Raw genomic sequence first — 19,074 nt, forward strand, 5'->3', positions numbered from 1 at the left:
TGCACTCATTCCCTAATACCCCACCCCCAACCCCTCCCCGCTTGCGGGGAGGGGAGCGTTTGCGCTCTTCAAATGCGGGGTGGGGTTCTTTATTTTTGATTTATGCAAGAGGTCTAATTATTAAAACATCGCCAACGAGAAAATCTAATTGTCCCTCGCCAATGGGACGTCCTTTATAATTTACTGCTACTGGATGTTTAGATTTATGAGGTATGCCCCGCATCTCAAATTCCACCTTCAGCGCCTTATGATACACCTCCTCCAGAAATCCAGGTCCCAACAGCCGATGCACCTCAATCGCTGCACCAATCACCTCCCCCGTCAGCCGATACATATCCTCTCCTAACTCTCTTCTCTCTGCGCCCTCTGCGCCTCTGCGGTTCGTTTCCATATGGCAAAATTTATTAAAGTCCATCTTCCTTAGTTTTCCCAGCATGACCGCAACAAACTCAAATCTCCCCAGTCTCTACGACCCCTTCTCCACCGAAGCCAAATGGCAAAAGTTTTGGGAAGAAAACCAAATTTACAAAGCAGACCCCAACAAAGGTGGCGAACCCTACTGCATCGTGATTCCCCCACCAAACGTCACCGGCAGCTTACACATGGGTCATGCCTTCGGGGATGTGCTAATGGATACTTTGGTGCGCTATCACCGCATGAAGGGATGCAACACCTTATGGCTACCCGGAACCGACCACGCCAGTATCGCCGTACAAACAATTCTGGAAAATCAACTTAAGGCAGAAGGTAAAACTCGCTACGATTTAGGACGTGAGAAGTTTCTCGAACGCGCTTGGCAATGGAAGCAGGAATCTGGGGGAGCGATTGTTAATCAGTTGCGACGTTTGGGTGTCTCGGTTGACTGGTCGCGGGAACGGTTTACTTTGGATGAGGGTTTATCGAAAGCTGTTTTAGAAGCTTTTGTTCAACTTTACGAAGAAAAGCTGATTTATCGCGGTGAGTATTTGGTAAACTGGTGTCCGGCTTCGCAGTCAGCGGTGTCTGATGTCGAGGTGGAAAATCAAGAGGTTAATGGTCATCTTTGGCACTTCCGCTATCCGCTAACTGACGGTTCTGGTGATGTAGAAGTGGCGACAACGCGACCAGAAACGATGCTGGGTGATACGGCTGTGGCGGTTAATCCTAATGATGAGAGATATAAGCATTTAATTGGTAAAACTGTGACTTTGCCAATTATGCAGCGAGAAATTCCGATTATTGGTGATGAGTTTGTTGATCCGACTTTCGGCACCGGTTGCGTAAAGATAACTCCGGCACATGATCCGAATGATTTTGAAATGGGTAAGCGTCACAATCTGCCGTTGATCAATATTATGAATAAAAATGGGACTCTCAACGAAAATGCTGGCGAGTTCCAAGGACAAGACCGCTTTGAGGCAAGAAAAAATGTGGTTTCTCGCTTGGAAACTGACGGCTTTTTGGTGAAGGTGGAAGATTATAAGCATAGCGTTCCTTATAGCGATCGCGGAAAAGTCCCCATTGAACCTCTCATCTCTACTCAATGGTTTGTCAAAATTCGCCCCCTCGCAGATCAAGCGCTGGAATTTCTCGATGAGAAAAATTCCCCGGAGTTTGTCCCCCAACGCTGGACTAAGGTTTATCGTGATTGGTTGGTGAAGTTGAAAGATTGGTGTATTTCTCGCCAATTATGGTGGGGACACCAAATCCCGGCTTGGTATGCTGTTAGTGAAACCGACGGCGAAATTAAGGACAATACGCCATTTATTGTGGCAAAATCAGAAGCCGAAGCTTGGGATAAAGCTAAATCACAATTTGGGGAAAATGTCAAGCTACAACAAGAGCCAGATGTGTTGGATACCTGGTTTTCTGCGGGATTGTGGCCCTTTTCGACTTTAGGATGGCCCGAACAAACTCAGGATTTAGCAACTTATTACCCCACCAGTACTTTAGTAACTGGCTTTGACATCATCTTTTTCTGGGTAGCCAGAATGACAATGATGGGTGGGCATTTTACGGGGCAAATGCCATTTAAAGATGTTTACATCCACGGGTTAGTATTAGATGAAAATGGGCAGAAGCAGTCTAAGAGTAAAGGTAATGGCATCGATCCGCTGTTGCTGATTGACAAATATGGCACTGATGCTCTGCGCTACACTTTAGTTCGGGAAGTAGCGGGTGCTGGTCAAGATATCCGCTTGGAGTACGATCGCAAAAAGGATGAATCAGCATCGGTGGAAGCATCGCGCAACTTTGCTAACAAGTTGTGGAATGCAGCGCGATTTGTGATGATGAATTTGGATGGATTGGGGACTAGGGACTGGGGACTGGTGACTGGGAAAGAGTCTTTGCCATCCCTCGAACTGAGCGATCGCTGGATTCTCTCCCGGTACAACCAAGTTATTAAACAAACCCGCAATAACATCGACAACTACGGACTAGGTGAAGCGGCAAAAGGACTTTACGAATTTATATGGGGTGATTTCTGCGACCAGTATATTGAATTGGTGAAATCTCGCTTGCAAAAAGATGCCGATCCTGCATCGCGTAAAGTCGCACAGCAAACCTTAGCTTATGTGTTGGAAGGCATTTTAAAACTACTTCATCCTTTAATGCCTCACATCACTGAGGAAATTTGGCAAACTCTCACCCAACAACCAGAAGAATCACCGCAAACGATATCTTTACAAAGCTATCCAGAGGTAGAGACAAATTTAATCGATCCCAACCTAGAAGAACAATTTGAATTGCTGATTGGTACTATCCGCACAATTCGGAATTTGCGAGCTGAAGCGGATGTGAAGCCAGGGGTGAAGGTAACGGTGAATTTGCAAAGCGACAGCTTAAAAGAACGAGAAATTCTTACCTCTGGACAGTCTTATATTAAAGATTTGGCAAAGGTTGAGACTTTAACTATAGCTGGCGAACATCAACAAACCGTAGTTGCGAAAAACCCTTTGAGAGGTTTGAAGACAATTGGTTTGATTATTGTGGTGCTTGTTTTTACTCGGTTGGCTTTGGTTATTGGAGATGAAATTAACGATATTCCTATTTTAGGAACTTTCTTTCAAATGGTTGGTCTTGGTTATACGACTTGGTTTGTCAGCCAAAATTTAGTCATGGCTAAAGCTAGACAAAAGTTATGGGGTGCGTGGTTCAAGCCGACTACTGATACTAATATGCGGGTGATAGAATCACCACAGCCACAAGAGACTACTGAAGCGATCGCTGGTGTTGTTGGTACAGTACAAGTGCTACTTCCTTTAACGGGTGTGGTAGATATAGAGGCATTAAGTGGCAAAATACAAAAACGCCTCAGCAAAATAGAAGGGGAAATTAACTCACTCACTACCCGGTTAAATAATCCCAAATTTGTGGATAAAGCCGCAGCTGAGGTAGTGCAAGCAACGCGGGATGCTTTAGCAGAAGCTGAAAAACAAGCAGAAATTTTGCGCGATCGCCTGCGTGGTTTAGCATAACTAAAAGTGAGAGTTAGGAGTTATGAGTTATGAGTTATGAGTTGAATTTTGTTTTTAATTCAAAACTCAAAACTTAAAACTCCTCACTCCTCACTCTTAACTTTTAACTTTTACCATCATGCTCTATCTAGCTCAGGTGCATAAAAACAAATTTCTCGATCAGCACCAGTTGCGTTTGTTGGCACGTCAGGAAGCTGACAGCTTCTGGGCGATAATCCCAGAAGAAGCTTTCATTCTCCTGGGAAAAGGCAGCTCTATAACTGAGAAATTGCTCGTTTTAGTTGAGCTTTCCTCCACAGGAGACATCGAAAGACTCGAAGATGCCACCAATTGGGTAATGGATCTGGTACAAACCTACCTCACCACTGGCATCACTCCGGAATTTTTGCATCAAGAAGCCGAAAGAGCAGAACAATGGCGTCAATCTTTAACTTTGCAAAACCAAGAACTAGCGCGTCGTTCCCTAGAGTTAGAAGCGCGGAGAGAGCAAATTCAAGCTCTAGAAGAAAGTCTCAAACGCGATAAAAACGGTAATCAGCGCGAGGATGATTGTGGTTAAATTACAGTTATCAGTTAATCGCAGTGGAAATAGGTTCTAGACAACAAAGGTAACAGTTTTCTATCTCTCTCGTGTTTAAAATATCTTCCCATAGGCAGAGGTGCGTGTTTTATCAAGAATATTTGTATAACCAAATACTTTTAATTAAAAAATATTTATAATAAAAATAAATATAAAAATACTCCTTAAGTTTGATATAAGACATGCTTTTAGTATGAAGTTGTAATTTGCAAAGCCATAGAGAATGTATAAACATCATCAATAAATTCTTTTTGGCTGGGGAGACAATTATGTTTAACATTGGAGATTACGTCCTAAATAAAAAAAATGGATATCTGGGCAAAGTGATCGGTTATGGACACCAATTAATCGATAACGTCTATACAACTACGCTTCAAGTCCTAGTAGCTGAAAATAAAAATTCTCAGAAAAGAGAAGTTGTCATAGAAGACATCATTTCTGCATGGACTCTTAATGTAGCTAATTAGCGTTTGTACCTTTTTATAAGCTAAATTTTTTGGCTGGTGCAATATGTTGTTATTGCCTGACAGAAATTAGATGATCTCATAAATGAGCGCAAAACATATCGTCAGTAGCGATAATTCATGAATTATCGCTACAAAAATTAAGGAACTGGCAATATTTTTTTGCGTAGTTGATTCTAAATTATTAATATATTCAAAGGATAAATTTTATGATGACGCGAGACATTATTTTTTGTTTACAAGAAGCAGCTTTAGAGTTTATCTTCCAAAAATCATTTAAACCTAAAAATCCTTCTGAATGTTTCATAAATCCGGACTGTGGCTGTAAGAATCCAGGAAAAGAACTTAAGTGTGAAGACTGTCCTGACCTTGAAGCTTGCTTGTCTGGTTTCAAAAATGCAGTCAGTTCTCGAAACAATATCAAATATCAACCTTCAGATGGTTGCAGCAAGTGACCGGAGCGCGATCGCGCTGCGAATATTTATGCACAAAGAAAGAATTTTGTTTAATTGTTTCAATGCCTATACAATATCTAGGGAAATTTTCAATTTGATTTCTGAAAATATTTTAAAACTTTCTTTTGCATAACTTAAGTAAGATGCCGAACTTCGCATAAGTTCATAATATTTAATAAAGCTGATTAAATTGATATCGCCGTTTTCTCCAATCAATAATCTCAAGAAATCCAAAACTTTAAAGGGAAAAATAAACATGAAGCCTTTTGACTTATCTAAAACCGTTTTGGCTAGTGTCTTTGCCGTCAGTTTAGCTTCTATATCTTTACCTCCGTCTGTTTCTGCTCAAACTGGAAGTTCAGGTAGCGGTAGTGGCACTGGTACAACAGGTACAACAGGTACTGGTACTGGTACAACAGGTACTGGTACTGGTACAACAGGAACTGGCACAGGTACAACCGGTACTGGTACTGGTACAACAGGAACTGGCACAGGTACAACCGGTACTGGTACTGGTACAACAGGAACTGGCACAGGTACAACCGGTACTGGTACAGGCACTTATGGAACTGGCACAGGTACAACCGGTACTGGTACAGGCACTTATGGAACTGGCACAGGTACAACCGGTACTGGTACAGGCACTGGTACAACAGGTACTAGCACTACAGGCACTGGTACAACAGGTACTTATGGAACAGGCACTGGTACAACAGGAACAGGCACAGGTACAACCGGTACTGGTACAGGTACTTATGGAACAGGCACTGGTACAACAGGCACCGGCACAGGTACTTATGGAACAGGCACTGGTACAACAGGCACCGGCACAGGTACTTATGGAACAGGCACTGGTACAACAGGCACCGGCACAACTGGCACTGGCACTGGTACAACAGGCACCGGCACAACTGGCACTGGCACTGGTACAACAGGCACCGGCACAACAGGCACTGGCACTGATACAACAGGCACTGGTACAGGTGGCATTCCGGGTACAGGCACAACTGGCACTACGGGAACAGATAGCACGGGTACAGGCACAAGCGGTACTGGTACTGGCACTACGGGAACAGATAGCACGGGTACAGGCACAACAGGTACTGGTACAACCGACACCACGGGCAGTGGTACAACGGGCACAACGGGTACTGGTACAACCGACACTACAGGCAGTGGCACAACGGGTACTGGTACAAATACTACTACCACGACTTCCACTCAAGTAAGACGCGATCGCCATTCTAACTGGGGTTGGCTAGGATTGCTTGGTCTTGGTGGTTTAGCAGGTTTAGTTCGCAAAAAAGAAGAACCTAAAGTTTACCGCGATCCTAATGAAGTCACAAGTTCTCGCTCTAAATATTAATTTAGTCGGCATTTAATTAGAATTCACAAGTTAGAAGTCGAAGTTATAACTTCTAGCTTGTGAGTTCTGACTCTAAAAATGCTGCCGTAGCAGAATTCACATCTAAAAATAACGTCGCCTGCGGTTGTTGACGTAATATAGAAGCGGGACATTTAATGTTAATTGACTCCTGCAACATCTGCTTTACTACCTGAGCTTTACGTTTTTCAGGTGCTAGGCAGATAATTTTTTTTGCAGAGCAAATCATTGGGATGGTGAGGGTAAAAGCGTACTGGGGTACATTTTCCAGATGAGGAAAATAACCAGTGTTGACTTGTTGTTGTCGGTTTGCTGCATCCAGTTTTACCAATTTAACGCTATATGAATCTTGGAAATTTGCTACAGATGGATCGTTAAAAGCGATGTGTCCGTTTTCACCAATACCGAGACAGCATAAATCAATTGGTTGTGCTTTGAGTAAATTGGTATAGCGATCGCACTCTGCCAAAGGTTGTAATGCATCACCTTCTATATAATGAAATTGCTTAGGCTGTACCCGCTTCTCTACACGCTCTTGCAAATAGCGTCGAAAACTCGCAGCATGGTCAGCAGCAATTCCTAAATATTCATCTAGATGAAACATCGTCACTCGTGACCAATCTACACCACCTAACTTTATCAAAGCATCCAGAAATTTCAGTTGAGAATTACCAGTCGCTAATAATATAGTCGCAGAATCTCTTGAAGTCAAAATGTCTTGTAAATACTTTTGGGCGATTTCTGCTGCATCTTGCGCCATTTCGGTTTCAGAATTGTAAATCTGCACCGTCAGATCATCGACGCGAAAAAATTTTGTAGCGGATAACATTCGATTACAAGGAATTTGGTCAAAATTGTCAGAATTAAGACAGTAATAAAAACACCGCAATCCCGTAGAGACGTTCCGCACCGAACGTCTCTACAATATACCGGAACGTCTCTACAATATATATGATTTATCGGACATGATATTAATCATATTTCTTTTTCCTGATTAACAAGAACAAAACAACAATGTAAACTATCTACATCAACTTTACAATATTTTACATTAAAGCAAAACACCATGCTGACTGCAATTCTCTTTGACCTAGACGGAACTATTGTTAATACTGATCCTATCCACTACATAGCGTGGCGGGAAATGCTTAAAAATTACAGCATGGAAATTGACGAAAACTTATACAAATTAAGAATGAGTGGACGGCTTAACCCAGCAATTATCAAAGACATCCTGCCACAATTATTACTAGAAGAGGGGGTAAAACTTGCCGAAGAAAAAGAAGCGCTTTTTCGCGAATTTGCCGCAGATTTGCAACCGCTAGCCGGATTTTCTCAACTTATAGAATGGACAAAGACACATCAATTAAAACGAGCTTTAGTAACTAATGCCCCTAGATTAAATGTAGAATTTCTGCTAGAAATTTTAGGAATTAAAGAAGCTTTTCATACAGTGGTGATTGCAGGAGAAGATATAACAGGTAAACCCGATCCTGCACCTTATCTAGTTGCAATGAATAATTTGGGGATACAAGCAGCGGATGCGATCGCACTCGAAGATTCTCCCTCAGGTATTCGTTCTGCTGTTGGTGCAGGTTTACGCACCATCGGTATCACCTCGACCCACGACGCTTCAGTATTACAAGAAATTGGCGCATTTATGGCGATTTCTGATTTTGCAGACTTGCAACTGTGGACTTTGCTAAATTCGTTGATTGATGAGGATGTGAGTGCGATCGCTAACCCCACATAAATAGAAGGAATCAACAAACACCCAGCCCCCAGACAAAGCAATCTCTACAATATCTGTATAAAGCTTCCCTACTTTCACAGAGAAGCTTTTTTTGTCATTTAAAATATCAGCATATTCACTGCACTGTATTCTTACAGTATCAGTTAAAGTTTAGATGAAGCTTAGTAAGGTAATATACATATCCCTTCAACAAAATTTTCACATAAATTCAATTTCAAGCAGGATAGCGCCTATGTATTACTGTTTGCAATAAAAAATAATCATTTTTGATAATTTTTCCCTAGTCATCCTGACGACTCAGAGTAATCCATGTCTGCGGATTATACTGATACGTTTTCTCTGAAGATGGCTTTGTACATATGGAACTACCCAGGAAGGGTAGGTGCTTTGTTGCACATATTTTTATAAAAATACATAACTAGCACAGGGTTTATATATATGTCTGTATTAGAAATGCAGTCTATCTCAAATTCGCTGCAAAATTTGAAAAGCCTTGATGTACTCAAAAAATTATTTTGGAGTCAATTAAACTACGAAAGAGTTAATAAACAGCTTGGAGTACGAAAATTAACAGATGCAGTCAAAAATGAACTGCTAGACGAACCCTTATTATTAGCTTCCGGGGGTGCAAACAACGCTTTCCATATTATTTATGCGCGTTTAAAATCAGAAAATTTATCCAGACAAAGCGAAAGAAGCGTTGTCAATAATCTTCTGAAAGAACATCCCTACGCTTTATTTGTATTTTCCAATAAATCACAATCGCGGTGGCACTTTCTCAATGTTAAGTATGACAATTCGGCTCAAAAGCGTAAATTATTCCGTCGCATTACCGTTGGAGAAGGTGAACAATTACGCACAGCAACAGAAAGAATAAGTTTGTTGGATTTGGAGTTAATCAAGCCAGATGCATCACCTTTAGATATTCAGACATGCCATGATGAAGCGTTTGATGTTGAAAAAGTAACTCAGGAATTCTTTAAACAGTATCGTCAAACATTTGAGAAAGTTGAAAAATTAATTCAAGGAATGGGAGGAGATGAACGTAAGCGTTTATTCACCCAAAAGCTATTTAACCGTTTGATGTTTATTGGCTTTATTCAGAAAAAAGGTTGGCTGAAATTTAAAGGAGAAACTGATTATTTATCAGCTTTGTGGTCAGCTTATCAAGATGAATCCGGCACATCAAACAAAAACTTTTATAGAGATAGACTTTCACACCTTTTCTTTTTTGGACTAAATAATCCTCAAGAACACGATATAGCCGGAATCAATAACGGCGGTTTTCTTAAAGAGTTAATTGGTACTGTTCCTTATTTAAATGGTGGTCTTTTTGAGCAAGATGAAGATGATAAAAATCCTCAAATTATCATCCCAGATGATTGTATAGACAGTATTCTTCACGACTTATTTCAACGTTTTGCTTTCACGGTTACAGAGAGTACACCGCTAGATGTCGAGGTAGCGGTAGACCCAGAAATGCTGGGTAAAGTCTTCGAGGAACTCGTAACAGGAAGGCATGAATCTGGAAGTTATTATACTCCCAAACCGATTGTATCTTTCATGTGTCGGGAAGCTTTGAAAGGGTATATCAAAACTCAGGTTTCCGGAGATAAAGCCGATGCGATCGCACAATTTGTAGATGAGCATATTCCCGATAATATTAATAATCCAGAGGCAATTTTAGAAGCATTGCGGCGCGTTAAATGTTGCGACTTGGCGGCAGGTAGCGGCGCTTATATACTAGGAATGCTTCACGAGTTATTAGATTTACGTCAATGTTTATTTGCGAATAAAGGACTAGATTCAAAAACAGTATATGAACGCAAGTTAGATATTTTAGAGAATAATCTTTATGGTGTAGATATTGACATTTTTGCAGTCAATATTGCTCGATTAAGGTTGTGGCTATCGCTAGCGGTGGAATACGAAGGAGATAACCCGCCACCGCTACCCAATCTCAAATATAAAATCGAAGTTGGAGATAGTTTGATTGCGCCTAGTCCTGCAACCACAGGGATGGTTAGGTCTGAATTTATCAGCCAATATCGCCAAAAGAAAGCTGAATATATGCGAACTCATGAAGGTGGTAAAAAGCGAAAGTTAGAAGAGGAAATTAATCAGTTAAAAACTCAAATTGCCTTAGTAACTCATGGTAGTACCAAGGTAGCTGGGTTTGATTGGGCTGTAGAGTTTGCAGAAGTGTTTGCAGATGGTGGGTTTGATATTCAAGTAGCAAATCCACCGTATGTAAGACAGGAATTAATTAAAGATTTAAAGCCGACATTACAAAAGGTTTACCCGGCTGTTTATACTGGAACCTCTGATTTATATTGTTTCTTTTATGCCCGTGCTTTGCAGCTTTTAAAACCTGGTGGAATGTTGGCGTTTATATCTTCTAATAAGTGGTTTCGCGCTAAGTATGGGGAAAAATTGCGAAAGCATATTGCTGATACTTGCCATGTTCACAGCATCACAGATTTTGGAGAGTTACCAGTATTTAAAAGTGCTGCTACTTTTCCAATGGTTTTTATTGGTCAGAATGGAAAAGCTAATAAATCAACTATTTTCACACAAGTTAAATCTTTAGAATCTCCTTATCCCGATGTTTTAGCAATTATTCGAGAGAAAGGCGAAACTTTACCGAATAATGCTCTAAATGGTTCAAACTGGACGCTAACTGATACCTCTTCTGCAAATCGTCTAAAAAAGATGGAAGCAGCAGGTATTCCGTTAGGTGAGTATGTTAATGGTCAAATTTATTATGGTGTTAAGACTGGGTTTAATAAAGCATTTGTAATTGATGGTGCAAAACGAGCAAAATTAATTGCACAAGACCCTAAAAGTACAGAAATTATTAAGCCATTAGCTGTAGGTGATGATGTTCGTCAGTGGAGAATTAACAATCAAGATAAATGGTTAATTTTTACGCGACGAGGAATTGATATAAATGCTTATCCTGCTATCAAAGCTCATTTAGCGCAGTGGCAAAAAGAATTAACACCTAAAATGAATAGTCAGCAATCTATAGGACGTAAACCGGGTAGTTATAAATGGTACGAAATTCAGGATAATGTAGCTTATTTTGATGAATTTAATAAACCTAAAATTATATATCCAGACATTGCTAAAGAATCACGCTTTACTTTAGATAACAATGGGTTTTATTTGCTGAACTCAATTTACTTTATCTGTTCAGACGACCTTTATTTACTTGGTATATTGAACTCTGCTGCTGTATGGGAGTGGTTGAAAACAGTTTGTTGGACAACAAGTGATGAAAAGAAAGGTCGAATACAGATATTCCGTCAATATATAACGCAACTTTCTATTCCCAACGCTTCAACTACAGAACGAGAAGCCATATCTAAACTAGTCCAAAAATGCCTAGATGCAAAAGGCGTTAACTGTGAAGCATGGGAGAAAGAAATAAATGAGCAAGTCGCCGCTCTTTATAATTTATAATTCATGATTCAGCTACAATTATAAATTATCAATTATTAATTATGAATTAGTTATGTCAGTCCCATTAACCTACCTAACTGTTCAAGAATACCTCAAAGCCGAAGATAAAAGCGAAATTCGCCATGAATATATCGCCGGTCAAGTCTTCGCTATGTCTGGCGGTAGCAAGGAACACAATACAATTACGTTAAATATTGCCAGCAGAGTGCGATCGCATTTGCGGGGTGGTTCTTGTAGCGTCTTTATGGCTGATATGAAAGTGAGGATAGAACTAGCTAATGAAGGCAAGAATATATTTTACTATCCTGATGTTATTGTTAAGAGCGACCCCGAAGATAAAGACCGCTTTTTGTTAAATTATCCCTGTTTAATTATAGAGGTGCGATCGCCAAGCACTGAGACTACAGACAGACGATAAAAACTCGTTAATTACCAAACTAAGATAAGCTTGCAAGAATATGTATTAGTTTCTCAAGATGAAATCAAAATAGAAGTTTATCGTAAAGATGCTCAAGAAAATTGGTCAATACAGACTTTGGGCAAAGGTGATGATCTAAAATTAAACTCAATAGGGTTAACCCTAACAATGGCAGATATTTACGAAGATGTCCTGATATAAGGTTTAAGAAATCATGCAACCAGCTTTACGTATCACAACCAAAGTTTTACCAGGAAACAAAATAGAAATCGAAATTCCACAAGCTGAAATAGGCGATAGTGTTGATGTATTTGTGATTTTACCAGAGAAAACTGAACCAAAAAAGCGTTCTGTAATAAAGATATTAGAAGAAGTTCACGCTAAACGTCCTGCAAAAAGTGCTGAAGAAATAGACAAGCAACTACGAGAAGAACGGGAATCATGGGACAGCTAATACTTCCTTCCCCTAGTCTCGTATATGTAGACACCTCACCTGTTATCTATAGTGTTGAGTGGAATCCTAATTATTTCTCGCTTTTGCAACCCCTATGGTTAAAGCTTCAAGCAGGATAAATCGAGGTTGTTAGCAGTGAATTAATCTTAATGGAAACTTTAGTTGTTCCTTTAAGAAACGCTGATACATTTTTGATGAATGCTTACGAAGAATTGTTATTGTCCGGAGGAATGCGACTAATTCCTATTAGTCAATTCATCCTACGACAAGCTGCAAATTTACGTGCAACAACTAGCCTAAAAACACCAGATGCAATTCATGCAGCGACAGCTTTATCTGTTAGCTGCAATCAATTTATTAATAACGATAAAGGCTTTCGTAATTCATAATTCATAATTTATAATTCATAATTTATAATTTAAGAGTGTAATGGTGAGTAGCAATAACTTTGTTTCAATTAATGACAGAACGAAAAATTTTGCAATTAGGATTATTAAAGCTTGCTCTTTTCTCGATGATAAACCTGGGGTTTGTCGGACTTTAGGCAAACAATTGTTAAGGAGTGGAACTTCGATAGGTGCTAATGTTCGAGAAGCTCAAAGTGCTGAATCTAATGCTGATTTTATTCATAAGTTACAGATTAGCTTAAAAGAGTGTAGAGAAACTCAATATTGGATAGAAATCTTAATTGAATCAGAAACTGTACATTTGACAAAGTTTAACTCCTTGCTTCAAGAGGCTAATGAAATCGGTAAAATACTAGTCGTTTCCATCAATAAGCTAAAGCTAAAGCAAAAACCAAAATCATGAATTATGAATTATGAATTATGAATTATGAATTATGCATGACATTATAGACAATCGCAATCAAAAATTAGTAGACCAAATCAAGCGCATTCTCGACTCATCATCAGCGGCTCATTTTGCAGTCGGTTACTTCTTCCTTTCTGGCTTCACCGCAATTGCAGAATCCCTCACTCATCTTAAAGAATTACGCTTGCTAATTGGCAATACTAGCAACCGCGAAACTATTGAACAAATAGCGCAAGGATACCGACGATTAGAATTAATTGAAGATAAAATCGAAGCGCAAAAATATCCCAAGCGCAGTGAAGAAAAACGGATGGCAAACGACACAGCAGCTAATATCCGTTCTAGTATCGAATTAATGGATCAGACAGATGAAGCCGAGACACTGGTAAAAAATCTAGTGCAGATGATAGAAGAAAAACAACTTTTTGTCCGCGTTTACACCAAAGGAACTCTACACGCTAAAGCTTATATTTTTGACTACGGTATCGTTTACGATAATAAAGGTAGAGCCTTAGAACGTACAGAAAAAGGCATTGCTATTGTCGGTTCATCAAATCTTACCCTTTCCGGCATTACCCATAATACCGAACTTAATGTAGTAATTCACGGTAACGATAACCATACAGAATTAACTTCTTGGTTTGATGAATTGTGGGATGAAGCGGAAGATTTTAATGAAGCCTTGATGAGAGAAATGAAACAATCTTGGGCAGCTTCACCAGTCCGTCCCTATGATGTTTACATGAAAACTCTTTATACTTTAGTCAAAGACAGATTAGAAGATACAGCCCCAAAAGATTTAATGATAGAAGACGAAATTAGCAAACAATTAGCAGATTTTCAAAAAGTAGCTGTTAATCATGCCGTGCAAAATATCAGAGATTATGGCGGTGCATTTGTTTCTGATGTAGTTGGGCTGGGAAAGAGTTTTATCGGGGCTGCAATAGTTAAAAGATTTGAACAAACAGAACGCGCACGTCCTTTAATTATTTGCCCTGCACCACTAATAGAAATGTGGGAAAGATATAACGAAGTTTACCAGTTAAATGCTCGTGTTCTTTCAATGGGAATGTTAAGAGAAGACGACGAAAGCGGGGTAAAACTTTTATTAGATGATTTTAAATATAAAGATAGAGATTTTCTCTTAATAGACGAAAGCCATAACCTGCGAAATCACAGCACTCAAAGATATAAAGTAGTAGAAGCATTTTTAGCTAATGGTAAACGTTGTTGTTTATTAACAGCTACTCCCCGCAACAAAACTGCTTGGGATATTTATCACCAGTTAAAGTTATTCCACCAAGACGATAAAACCGACTTACCGATAGACCCACCTAATTTAAAAGAATATTTTCAATTAGTAGAAAAAGGTGAGAAAAAATTACCAGAATTACTCTCTCATATTCTCATCCGTCGCACTCGCAACCATATCTTACGTTTTTACGGTTTTGACTCAAAAACCCATCAACAAGTTGACCCAGCTAACTTTAAACAATACCTTGATGGAACCCGACGTGCTTACGTTATTGTTGGTGGTAAACATCGCTTTTTCCCCAAACGCGAACTGGAAACTATAGAGTACAGCATTGAAGATACCTATCAAGGATTGTACCAGCATTTACGTGAATACATAGGGAAATCTCGCAAAACCCTAACCCCTTCCCTAGGAGGAAAGAAGTCAAAAGTACCAACAGATGAACTCAGCTATGCGCGTTATGGACTGTGGAATTACGTTTTAAAACCGAAACAAAAGCAAGAACCTTATAACACTTTGCAACGTGCAGGTGCTAACCTACGCGGTTTAATGCGGGTGCTATTATTCAAGCGCTTTGAGTCTAGTGTTTACGCTTTTAAAGAAACTATCAAAAAGTTATTGCTAGTGCATGAAAATTTTTTCAAAGCACTGTCTCAAGGATTTGTCCCCGTAGGAGAAGAAGCACAAATACTATCAGAAGATTATAACGAAGAACAGGACTTGATGGACGCATTGCAACAGGTATCTAATAAATATAACTTGGCTGATTTTGATGCAGAAAGATTACAACAGCATATCGAACATGATATTAAACTGTTTAGAAATATTTTGGATTTAGTAGAACCCATTACCCCTGATAAAGATGCTAAATTACAGACTTTAATTAAGTGGTTATCTGAACCCAATCTGAAAGACAAAAAACGCCTAATTTTTACACAATATGCCGATACAGCAAAATATTTGCATGATAATTTAAATCCAGGTAGTAAACGCGATGATATTGATGTAATTTATAGCGCTAAGAACAAAAATAAAACACGTTTAGTAGGAAGATTTGCCCCTAATGCCAACAAAGAATATAAATTCAAACCCGGAGAATCAGAATTAAATACATTAATTGCTACCGATGTTTTAGCAGAAGGTTTAAATCTGCAAGATGGCGATTTAATAATTAATTACGACTTGCACTGGAACCCAGTTAAACTAATTCAGCGTTTTGGTCGGATTGACAGAATTGGCAGCGATAAAGATGTCATTTATGGATATAACTTTTTACCAGAATTAGGCATCGAGCGTAATTTAGGATTAAAACAAAAGCTGAAAAACAGAATTCAAGAAATTCATGATACCATTGGTGAAGATGCTGCTATTCTTGACAAAACAGAACAACTCAACGAAGAAGCTATGTATGCCATTTACGAACAACAAGGCAAACAGTTGAGTCTATTTGATATCGAAGATGAAGAGAATTTCTTAGATTTAAATGAAGCTGAAGAAATCCTCAGAAAAATACAAAAAGAAGACCCAGGAGAGTTTGAACGCATCGCCAATTTACCGCATGGTATTCGTACTGCTAAATTTTCCATGCAAAAGGGGACATACGTTTTCTGCGAAGCTTCCGATCCAAATCGACCTGATATCAAAGGCTATCAGCAATTATTTTTATTAGATGATAAGGGAAACATAATTTCTAGAGATATCCCCCGTATATTAGGTGCAATTAAAGCTGATAACACGACACCTACATTAAAACTTCCTTCAGACCATAATTCTGCTGTCATGCGCGTCAAACGCCAATTTGCAGAAGAAGTTAAGCATCGTCAAGCAGAAAAAGAGTTTAACCAACGTTTGACTCAAGGACAAAGATATATTCTACGGGAATTAAGGATATTTTTTAAGTCAGTTACAGATGAAGATGTAAAAGCTCAAGTTAATATTTTAGAAAAAGCGTTTCGCGCTTCTGTGAACCAAGCTGTAAATCGAGAGTTAAACAAACTGCGACGCGATCGCTTTACAGACAAAGAATTGTTTAACCAGCTAATACACATTTATCGTCAGCATAATATGCATCAGTTGCAAGATAATAGCTTGCCTACATTATTTCAAGCAATTCCTATAATTATTTGTAGTCAGGCATTCGTGTGATTTGATGAGGACTTCAGTCCTCACCCTTCGGGTTCGCCAGTCGCTCATGGGGGAAACCCCCAAGACCGCGCTGGCTCACTACGAACTTATTAAGGTAGATTGGGCAAGCGCTACCGCACCCCAAAGCGGTGCATCATCCCCTAAAGCCGCCGGCACAATTTCCAAATCCACCTCAGGTAAAGCCGTCTCCCGCGCCGTTTTTCTAACCACCTCCCACCATCTTTCCCCTGCCTTCGTCACACTTCCACCCAACACAAACCGCTGCGGATTCATCAAATTCGCCACATTCCCAATACCCACACCCAACCCCCAAGCACCCCTGTATAAAATCTGCTCCGCCAACTCATCCCCCAACCCCGCAGCCTCACTCACCACCCTCCCCGTCACCAACTCCAAATTCCCCCCCACCAAATCCCTCAATATCTCCCCTTCTCTGCGCTCTCTGCGCCTCTGCGGTTCGTTTTCCAACATCTCCCTTACATCCCGCGCCATATACACACCCGACGCCAACCTCTCCACACATCCCCGCTTTCCACACAAACACATCGGTCCCGACGGATCTACAACCATGTGTCCAATTTCACCAGCCATTCCCCCAACACCCCGCCAAGGCTTACCATTAAGTATCCAACCACCACCCACACCAGTACTGACAGTGATATAAAACAAACTTTCATACCCCTGTCCCGCACCAAAGCGATGTTCCCCCAAAGCCGCAACATTAGCGTCATTGTCTACACTAACAAAAACGCCAAACTCGGCTTCTAACAAGTCTTTTAAGCGAATATTTTCCCACCCGCAGACATGATGAGATAGTCGCACCGTTCCTGTAGTTGCGTCAACCGGTCCCCCAAAACTGACACCAATAGCTGCTGGTTTTGCTGATTGTAGAAGAAAATGGATAAGCTCACGCATCATTTCTAAATCACTGCTAGCATTCGCATTCCTTGGTGAAAAGCGACGTTCACAACGCAACCATTGCCGAGAACCCACATTTGCGATCGCCGCTGCCAGCTTGGTTCCACCAAAATCAAGCGCTAAAATTAATGTCACAGTCTTTACACTCCTCCCACACCATCACTCTCAAGAAAGATGTTTGTTATCTAGATATGACAAACACTAAAATAAATAGCGCCCTTTAGCAACTTATGACTTCTGACAAAGCAAAACCATTCTTCGATGTATCTAGTGCCAAAGAACCTCCTCGTTCTCTTAATCTAGATAAAGAAGCAGATCCAATTGAAGCCGAGAAAGACTTAAATCCTGACGATTTAATTCATGAGCAAGAAAACTCAGAAAATGTTGGAGAGCATCAAATTATAACTGCTTTTATTCCGGGAGGGGGTATCATACCATCTGAAAATCAGTAATATAGAGTTATTCAATCACTGTCTTTGAGTCAAGTACTTGCTCGATAAACTGTTGCAATCGCTGATAATGAGTTCCTTGCCAATAAATTTGAGCGCAGTCTTCGCAGCGATGGAACTCATTATTTTGCCATCGCACAGTTTCTGGTAATTGATCAATTACAAATTCCTTCGCTACAGGTGTTAACAATCCATTGCAGCGCAAACATCTTTGAAAAGGCGATACTATTTTAAATAAGTCGAAACGTTGCAATACTTCCACAATTTGCTGTTGAGGATTAGTGCTTCTGACATAATATCCGTGTGTCACCAAACTCCGCATTAATAAACCCTTATCACGAGTCAAGAGAATGCGTGATTGACTGCTGGAAATTTCGGCTAATTCTTCATCGTCATAGTCATTCCGATATAAAGTGTCAAAACCTAACAGTCGCAAAGATGTCGCTAACTTACCTAAATGAATATCTAAAATGAAGCGGATGACACTTAGCGGTAATGGTCGAACAGAGACGCTTGGTGTAATATCAGGTGTAGCCGAAATTGGATAGACATTGATAGTGTCTTTATCCTGAACAATGTAAGAAAAATTAACAAAATTATTGTTAACTTCCATACTATCAACTTCAGTATGAGGCACACCCAAAGCCTCAATCATGTCTTTTATTGAGGCTCTTTCACTAAAAGAATGGGATATTATTACTTGTCTTTTATACCGTGGTAAAAAATCATTCAATTCTGCATGAAAGCAGAAAGAAGCAACAGCCATAGCTACAAATCAGGTCTATTTTCTCCATCATACTAGGGACGCTTGGACTGGGGACGCTTGGACTGGGTAAGAGATACAGAAGTATACTCTTGACAAAGTGCCGCACGAAGCGCATTCACCGCTCTGAACAACATCTAGTTTTGACAAATTTTATCTATTATATAGATAGGAGTGATGGTTACTATTGTAACTATTTTCCGCTATAAAAAAGCACATAACCTTGATTTTACAGGCTTTTGGTAATTTCTCAGCCAAGGAAAAATCAGAAATGTTATCAAATACTTGCTTTTGTTATTG

The 19,074-nt window shown here is 39.8% G+C and carries 15 protein-coding genes and 2 pseudogenes; 13 read left to right on the forward strand and 4 right to left on the reverse strand.

Features of this window, described 5'->3' with window-relative positions; all coding sequences use genetic code 11:
* Positions 1-115: 115 nt before the first annotated feature.
* Positions 116-391: pseudogene (locus tag PI95_RS20870) on the reverse strand (GxxExxY protein); the annotation flags it as partial.
* A gap of 43 nt (positions 392-434) precedes the next feature.
* Between PI95_RS20870 and PI95_RS20875 the strand changes: the two are divergent.
* From PI95_RS20875 to PI95_RS37230, 5 genes are all read left to right on the forward strand, one after another.
* Positions 435-3,458 carry a valine--tRNA ligase gene (locus PI95_RS20875; protein ID WP_039737387.1) on the forward strand — a complete coding sequence of 1,008 codons (3,024 nt, stop codon included), beginning with the start codon at positions 435-437 and terminating at the stop codon, positions 3,456-3,458.
* A 118-nt stretch (positions 3,459-3,576) separates the two neighbouring features.
* Complete coding sequence (locus PI95_RS20880; RefSeq protein ID WP_039737386.1) at positions 3,577-4,017, forward strand: HmpF-related protein; 441 nt, start codon at positions 3,577-3,579, stop codon at positions 4,015-4,017.
* A gap of 290 nt (positions 4,018-4,307) precedes the next feature.
* A complete protein-coding gene (locus PI95_RS36085) occupies positions 4,308-4,505 on the forward strand; it encodes a hypothetical protein (protein WP_039737385.1) in 198 nt (65 codons plus the stop codon).
* 206 nt (positions 4,506-4,711) lie between these two features.
* Positions 4,712-4,957, forward strand: coding sequence for a hypothetical protein (locus tag PI95_RS20885; protein WP_236117132.1), 246 nt, complete (start codon positions 4,712-4,714; stop codon positions 4,955-4,957).
* A gap of 256 nt (positions 4,958-5,213) precedes the next feature.
* Positions 5,214-6,323, forward strand: coding sequence for a WGxxGxxG-CTERM domain-containing protein (locus tag PI95_RS37230; RefSeq protein ID WP_039737382.1), 1,110 nt, complete (start codon positions 5,214-5,216; stop codon positions 6,321-6,323).
* 52 nt (positions 6,324-6,375) lie between these two features.
* Here PI95_RS37230 and PI95_RS20895 read toward each other — a convergent pair whose 3' ends face one another.
* The gene (locus PI95_RS20895; RefSeq protein ID WP_039737381.1) at positions 6,376-7,170 is read right to left on the reverse strand and encodes a glucosamine-6-phosphate deaminase; all 795 of its coding nucleotides are present in this window, start codon (positions 7,168-7,170) and stop codon (positions 6,376-6,378) included.
* A gap of 237 nt (positions 7,171-7,407) precedes the next feature.
* Here PI95_RS20895 and PI95_RS20900 point away from each other — a divergent pair, with 237 nt between their 5' ends.
* The 7 genes and pseudogenes from PI95_RS20900 to PI95_RS20930 all read left to right on the forward strand — a co-directional run bounded on the left by PI95_RS20900 (position 7,408) and on the right by PI95_RS20930 (position 16,644).
* A complete protein-coding gene (locus PI95_RS20900) occupies positions 7,408-8,094 on the forward strand; it encodes an HAD family hydrolase (RefSeq protein ID WP_039737380.1) in 687 nt (228 codons plus the stop codon).
* 438 nt (positions 8,095-8,532) lie between these two features.
* Positions 8,533-11,559, forward strand: coding sequence for an Eco57I restriction-modification methylase domain-containing protein (locus PI95_RS20905; RefSeq protein WP_039737379.1), 3,027 nt, complete (start codon positions 8,533-8,535; stop codon positions 11,557-11,559).
* Positions 11,560-11,611: 52 nt separating this feature from the next.
* A pseudogene (locus PI95_RS20910) lies at positions 11,612-12,178 on the forward strand (Uma2 family endonuclease).
* Positions 12,179-12,191: 13 nt separating this feature from the next.
* Positions 12,192-12,431, forward strand: coding sequence for a hypothetical protein (locus tag PI95_RS20915; RefSeq protein WP_039737378.1), 240 nt, complete (start codon positions 12,192-12,194; stop codon positions 12,429-12,431).
* A gap of 149 nt (positions 12,432-12,580) precedes the next feature.
* Complete coding sequence (locus tag PI95_RS20920) at positions 12,581-12,820, forward strand: type II toxin-antitoxin system VapC family toxin (protein WP_236117133.1); 240 nt, start codon at positions 12,581-12,583, stop codon at positions 12,818-12,820.
* 40 nt (positions 12,821-12,860) lie between these two features.
* On the forward strand, positions 12,861-13,241 hold the full coding sequence (locus PI95_RS20925) for a four helix bundle protein (RefSeq protein ID WP_039737377.1): 381 nt from the start codon (positions 12,861-12,863) through the stop codon (positions 13,239-13,241).
* A gap of 31 nt (positions 13,242-13,272) precedes the next feature.
* Entirely contained in the window at positions 13,273-16,644 is a 3,372-nt protein-coding gene (locus PI95_RS20930; RefSeq protein ID WP_039737376.1) for a helicase-related protein, read from the forward strand.
* A 78-nt stretch (positions 16,645-16,722) separates the two neighbouring features.
* Here PI95_RS20930 and PI95_RS20935 read toward each other — a convergent pair whose 3' ends face one another.
* On the reverse strand, positions 16,723-17,697 hold the full coding sequence (locus tag PI95_RS20935; protein WP_039737375.1) for an ROK family protein: 975 nt from the start codon (positions 17,695-17,697) through the stop codon (positions 16,723-16,725).
* Positions 17,698-17,792: 95 nt separating this feature from the next.
* Between PI95_RS20935 and PI95_RS20940 the strand changes: the two genes are divergently transcribed.
* Positions 17,793-18,014, forward strand: a complete 222-nt coding sequence (locus PI95_RS20940) for a hypothetical protein (RefSeq protein ID WP_039737374.1) — start codon at positions 17,793-17,795, stop codon at positions 18,012-18,014.
* A 7-nt stretch (positions 18,015-18,021) separates the two neighbouring features.
* Here PI95_RS20940 and PI95_RS20945 read toward each other — a convergent pair whose 3' ends face one another.
* Positions 18,022-18,777: a Mut7-C RNAse domain-containing protein gene (locus PI95_RS20945; protein ID WP_039737373.1), complete on the reverse strand. Its 756-nt coding sequence runs from the start codon at positions 18,775-18,777 to the stop codon at positions 18,022-18,024.
* Positions 18,778-19,074: the final 297 nt, after the last annotated feature.

Origin of the sequence: Hassallia byssoidea VB512170 (assembly GCF_000817785.2) — a bacterium.
Classification (GTDB): Bacteria; Cyanobacteriota; Cyanobacteriia; order Cyanobacteriales; family Nostocaceae; genus Hassallia; species Hassallia carrinoi.

Bases quoted from the DNA above. Each gene is read 5' to 3' on its own strand.
- PI95_RS20875 (WP_039737387.1), top strand. From the start codon at position 435: ATGACCGCAACAAACTCAAATCTCCCCAGTCTCTACGACCCCTTCTCC.
- PI95_RS20880 (WP_039737386.1), top strand. From the start codon at position 3,577: ATGCTCTATCTAGCTCAGGTGCATAAAAACAAATTTCTCGATCAGCAC.
- PI95_RS36085 (WP_039737385.1), top strand. From the start codon at position 4,308: ATGTTTAACATTGGAGATTACGTCCTAAATAAAAAAAATGGATATCTG.
- PI95_RS20885 (WP_236117132.1), top strand. From the start codon at position 4,712: ATGATGACGCGAGACATTATTTTTTGTTTACAAGAAGCAGCTTTAGAG.
- PI95_RS37230 (WP_039737382.1), top strand. From the start codon at position 5,214: ATGAAGCCTTTTGACTTATCTAAAACCGTTTTGGCTAGTGTCTTTGCC.
- PI95_RS20895 (WP_039737381.1), bottom strand. From the start codon at position 7,170: ATGTTATCCGCTACAAAATTTTTTCGCGTCGATGATCTGACGGTGCAG.
- PI95_RS20900 (WP_039737380.1), top strand. From the start codon at position 7,408: ATGCTGACTGCAATTCTCTTTGACCTAGACGGAACTATTGTTAATACT.
- PI95_RS20905 (WP_039737379.1), top strand. From the start codon at position 8,533: ATGTCTGTATTAGAAATGCAGTCTATCTCAAATTCGCTGCAAAATTTG.
- PI95_RS20915 (WP_039737378.1), top strand. From the start codon at position 12,192: ATGCAACCAGCTTTACGTATCACAACCAAAGTTTTACCAGGAAACAAA.
- PI95_RS20920 (WP_236117133.1), top strand. From the start codon at position 12,581: ATGGAAACTTTAGTTGTTCCTTTAAGAAACGCTGATACATTTTTGATG.
- PI95_RS20925 (WP_039737377.1), top strand. From the start codon at position 12,861: ATGGTGAGTAGCAATAACTTTGTTTCAATTAATGACAGAACGAAAAAT.
- PI95_RS20930 (WP_039737376.1), top strand. From the start codon at position 13,273: ATGCATGACATTATAGACAATCGCAATCAAAAATTAGTAGACCAAATC.
- PI95_RS20940 (WP_039737374.1), top strand. From the start codon at position 17,793: ATGACTTCTGACAAAGCAAAACCATTCTTCGATGTATCTAGTGCCAAA.
- PI95_RS20945 (WP_039737373.1), bottom strand. From the start codon at position 18,777: ATGGCTGTTGCTTCTTTCTGCTTTCATGCAGAATTGAATGATTTTTTA.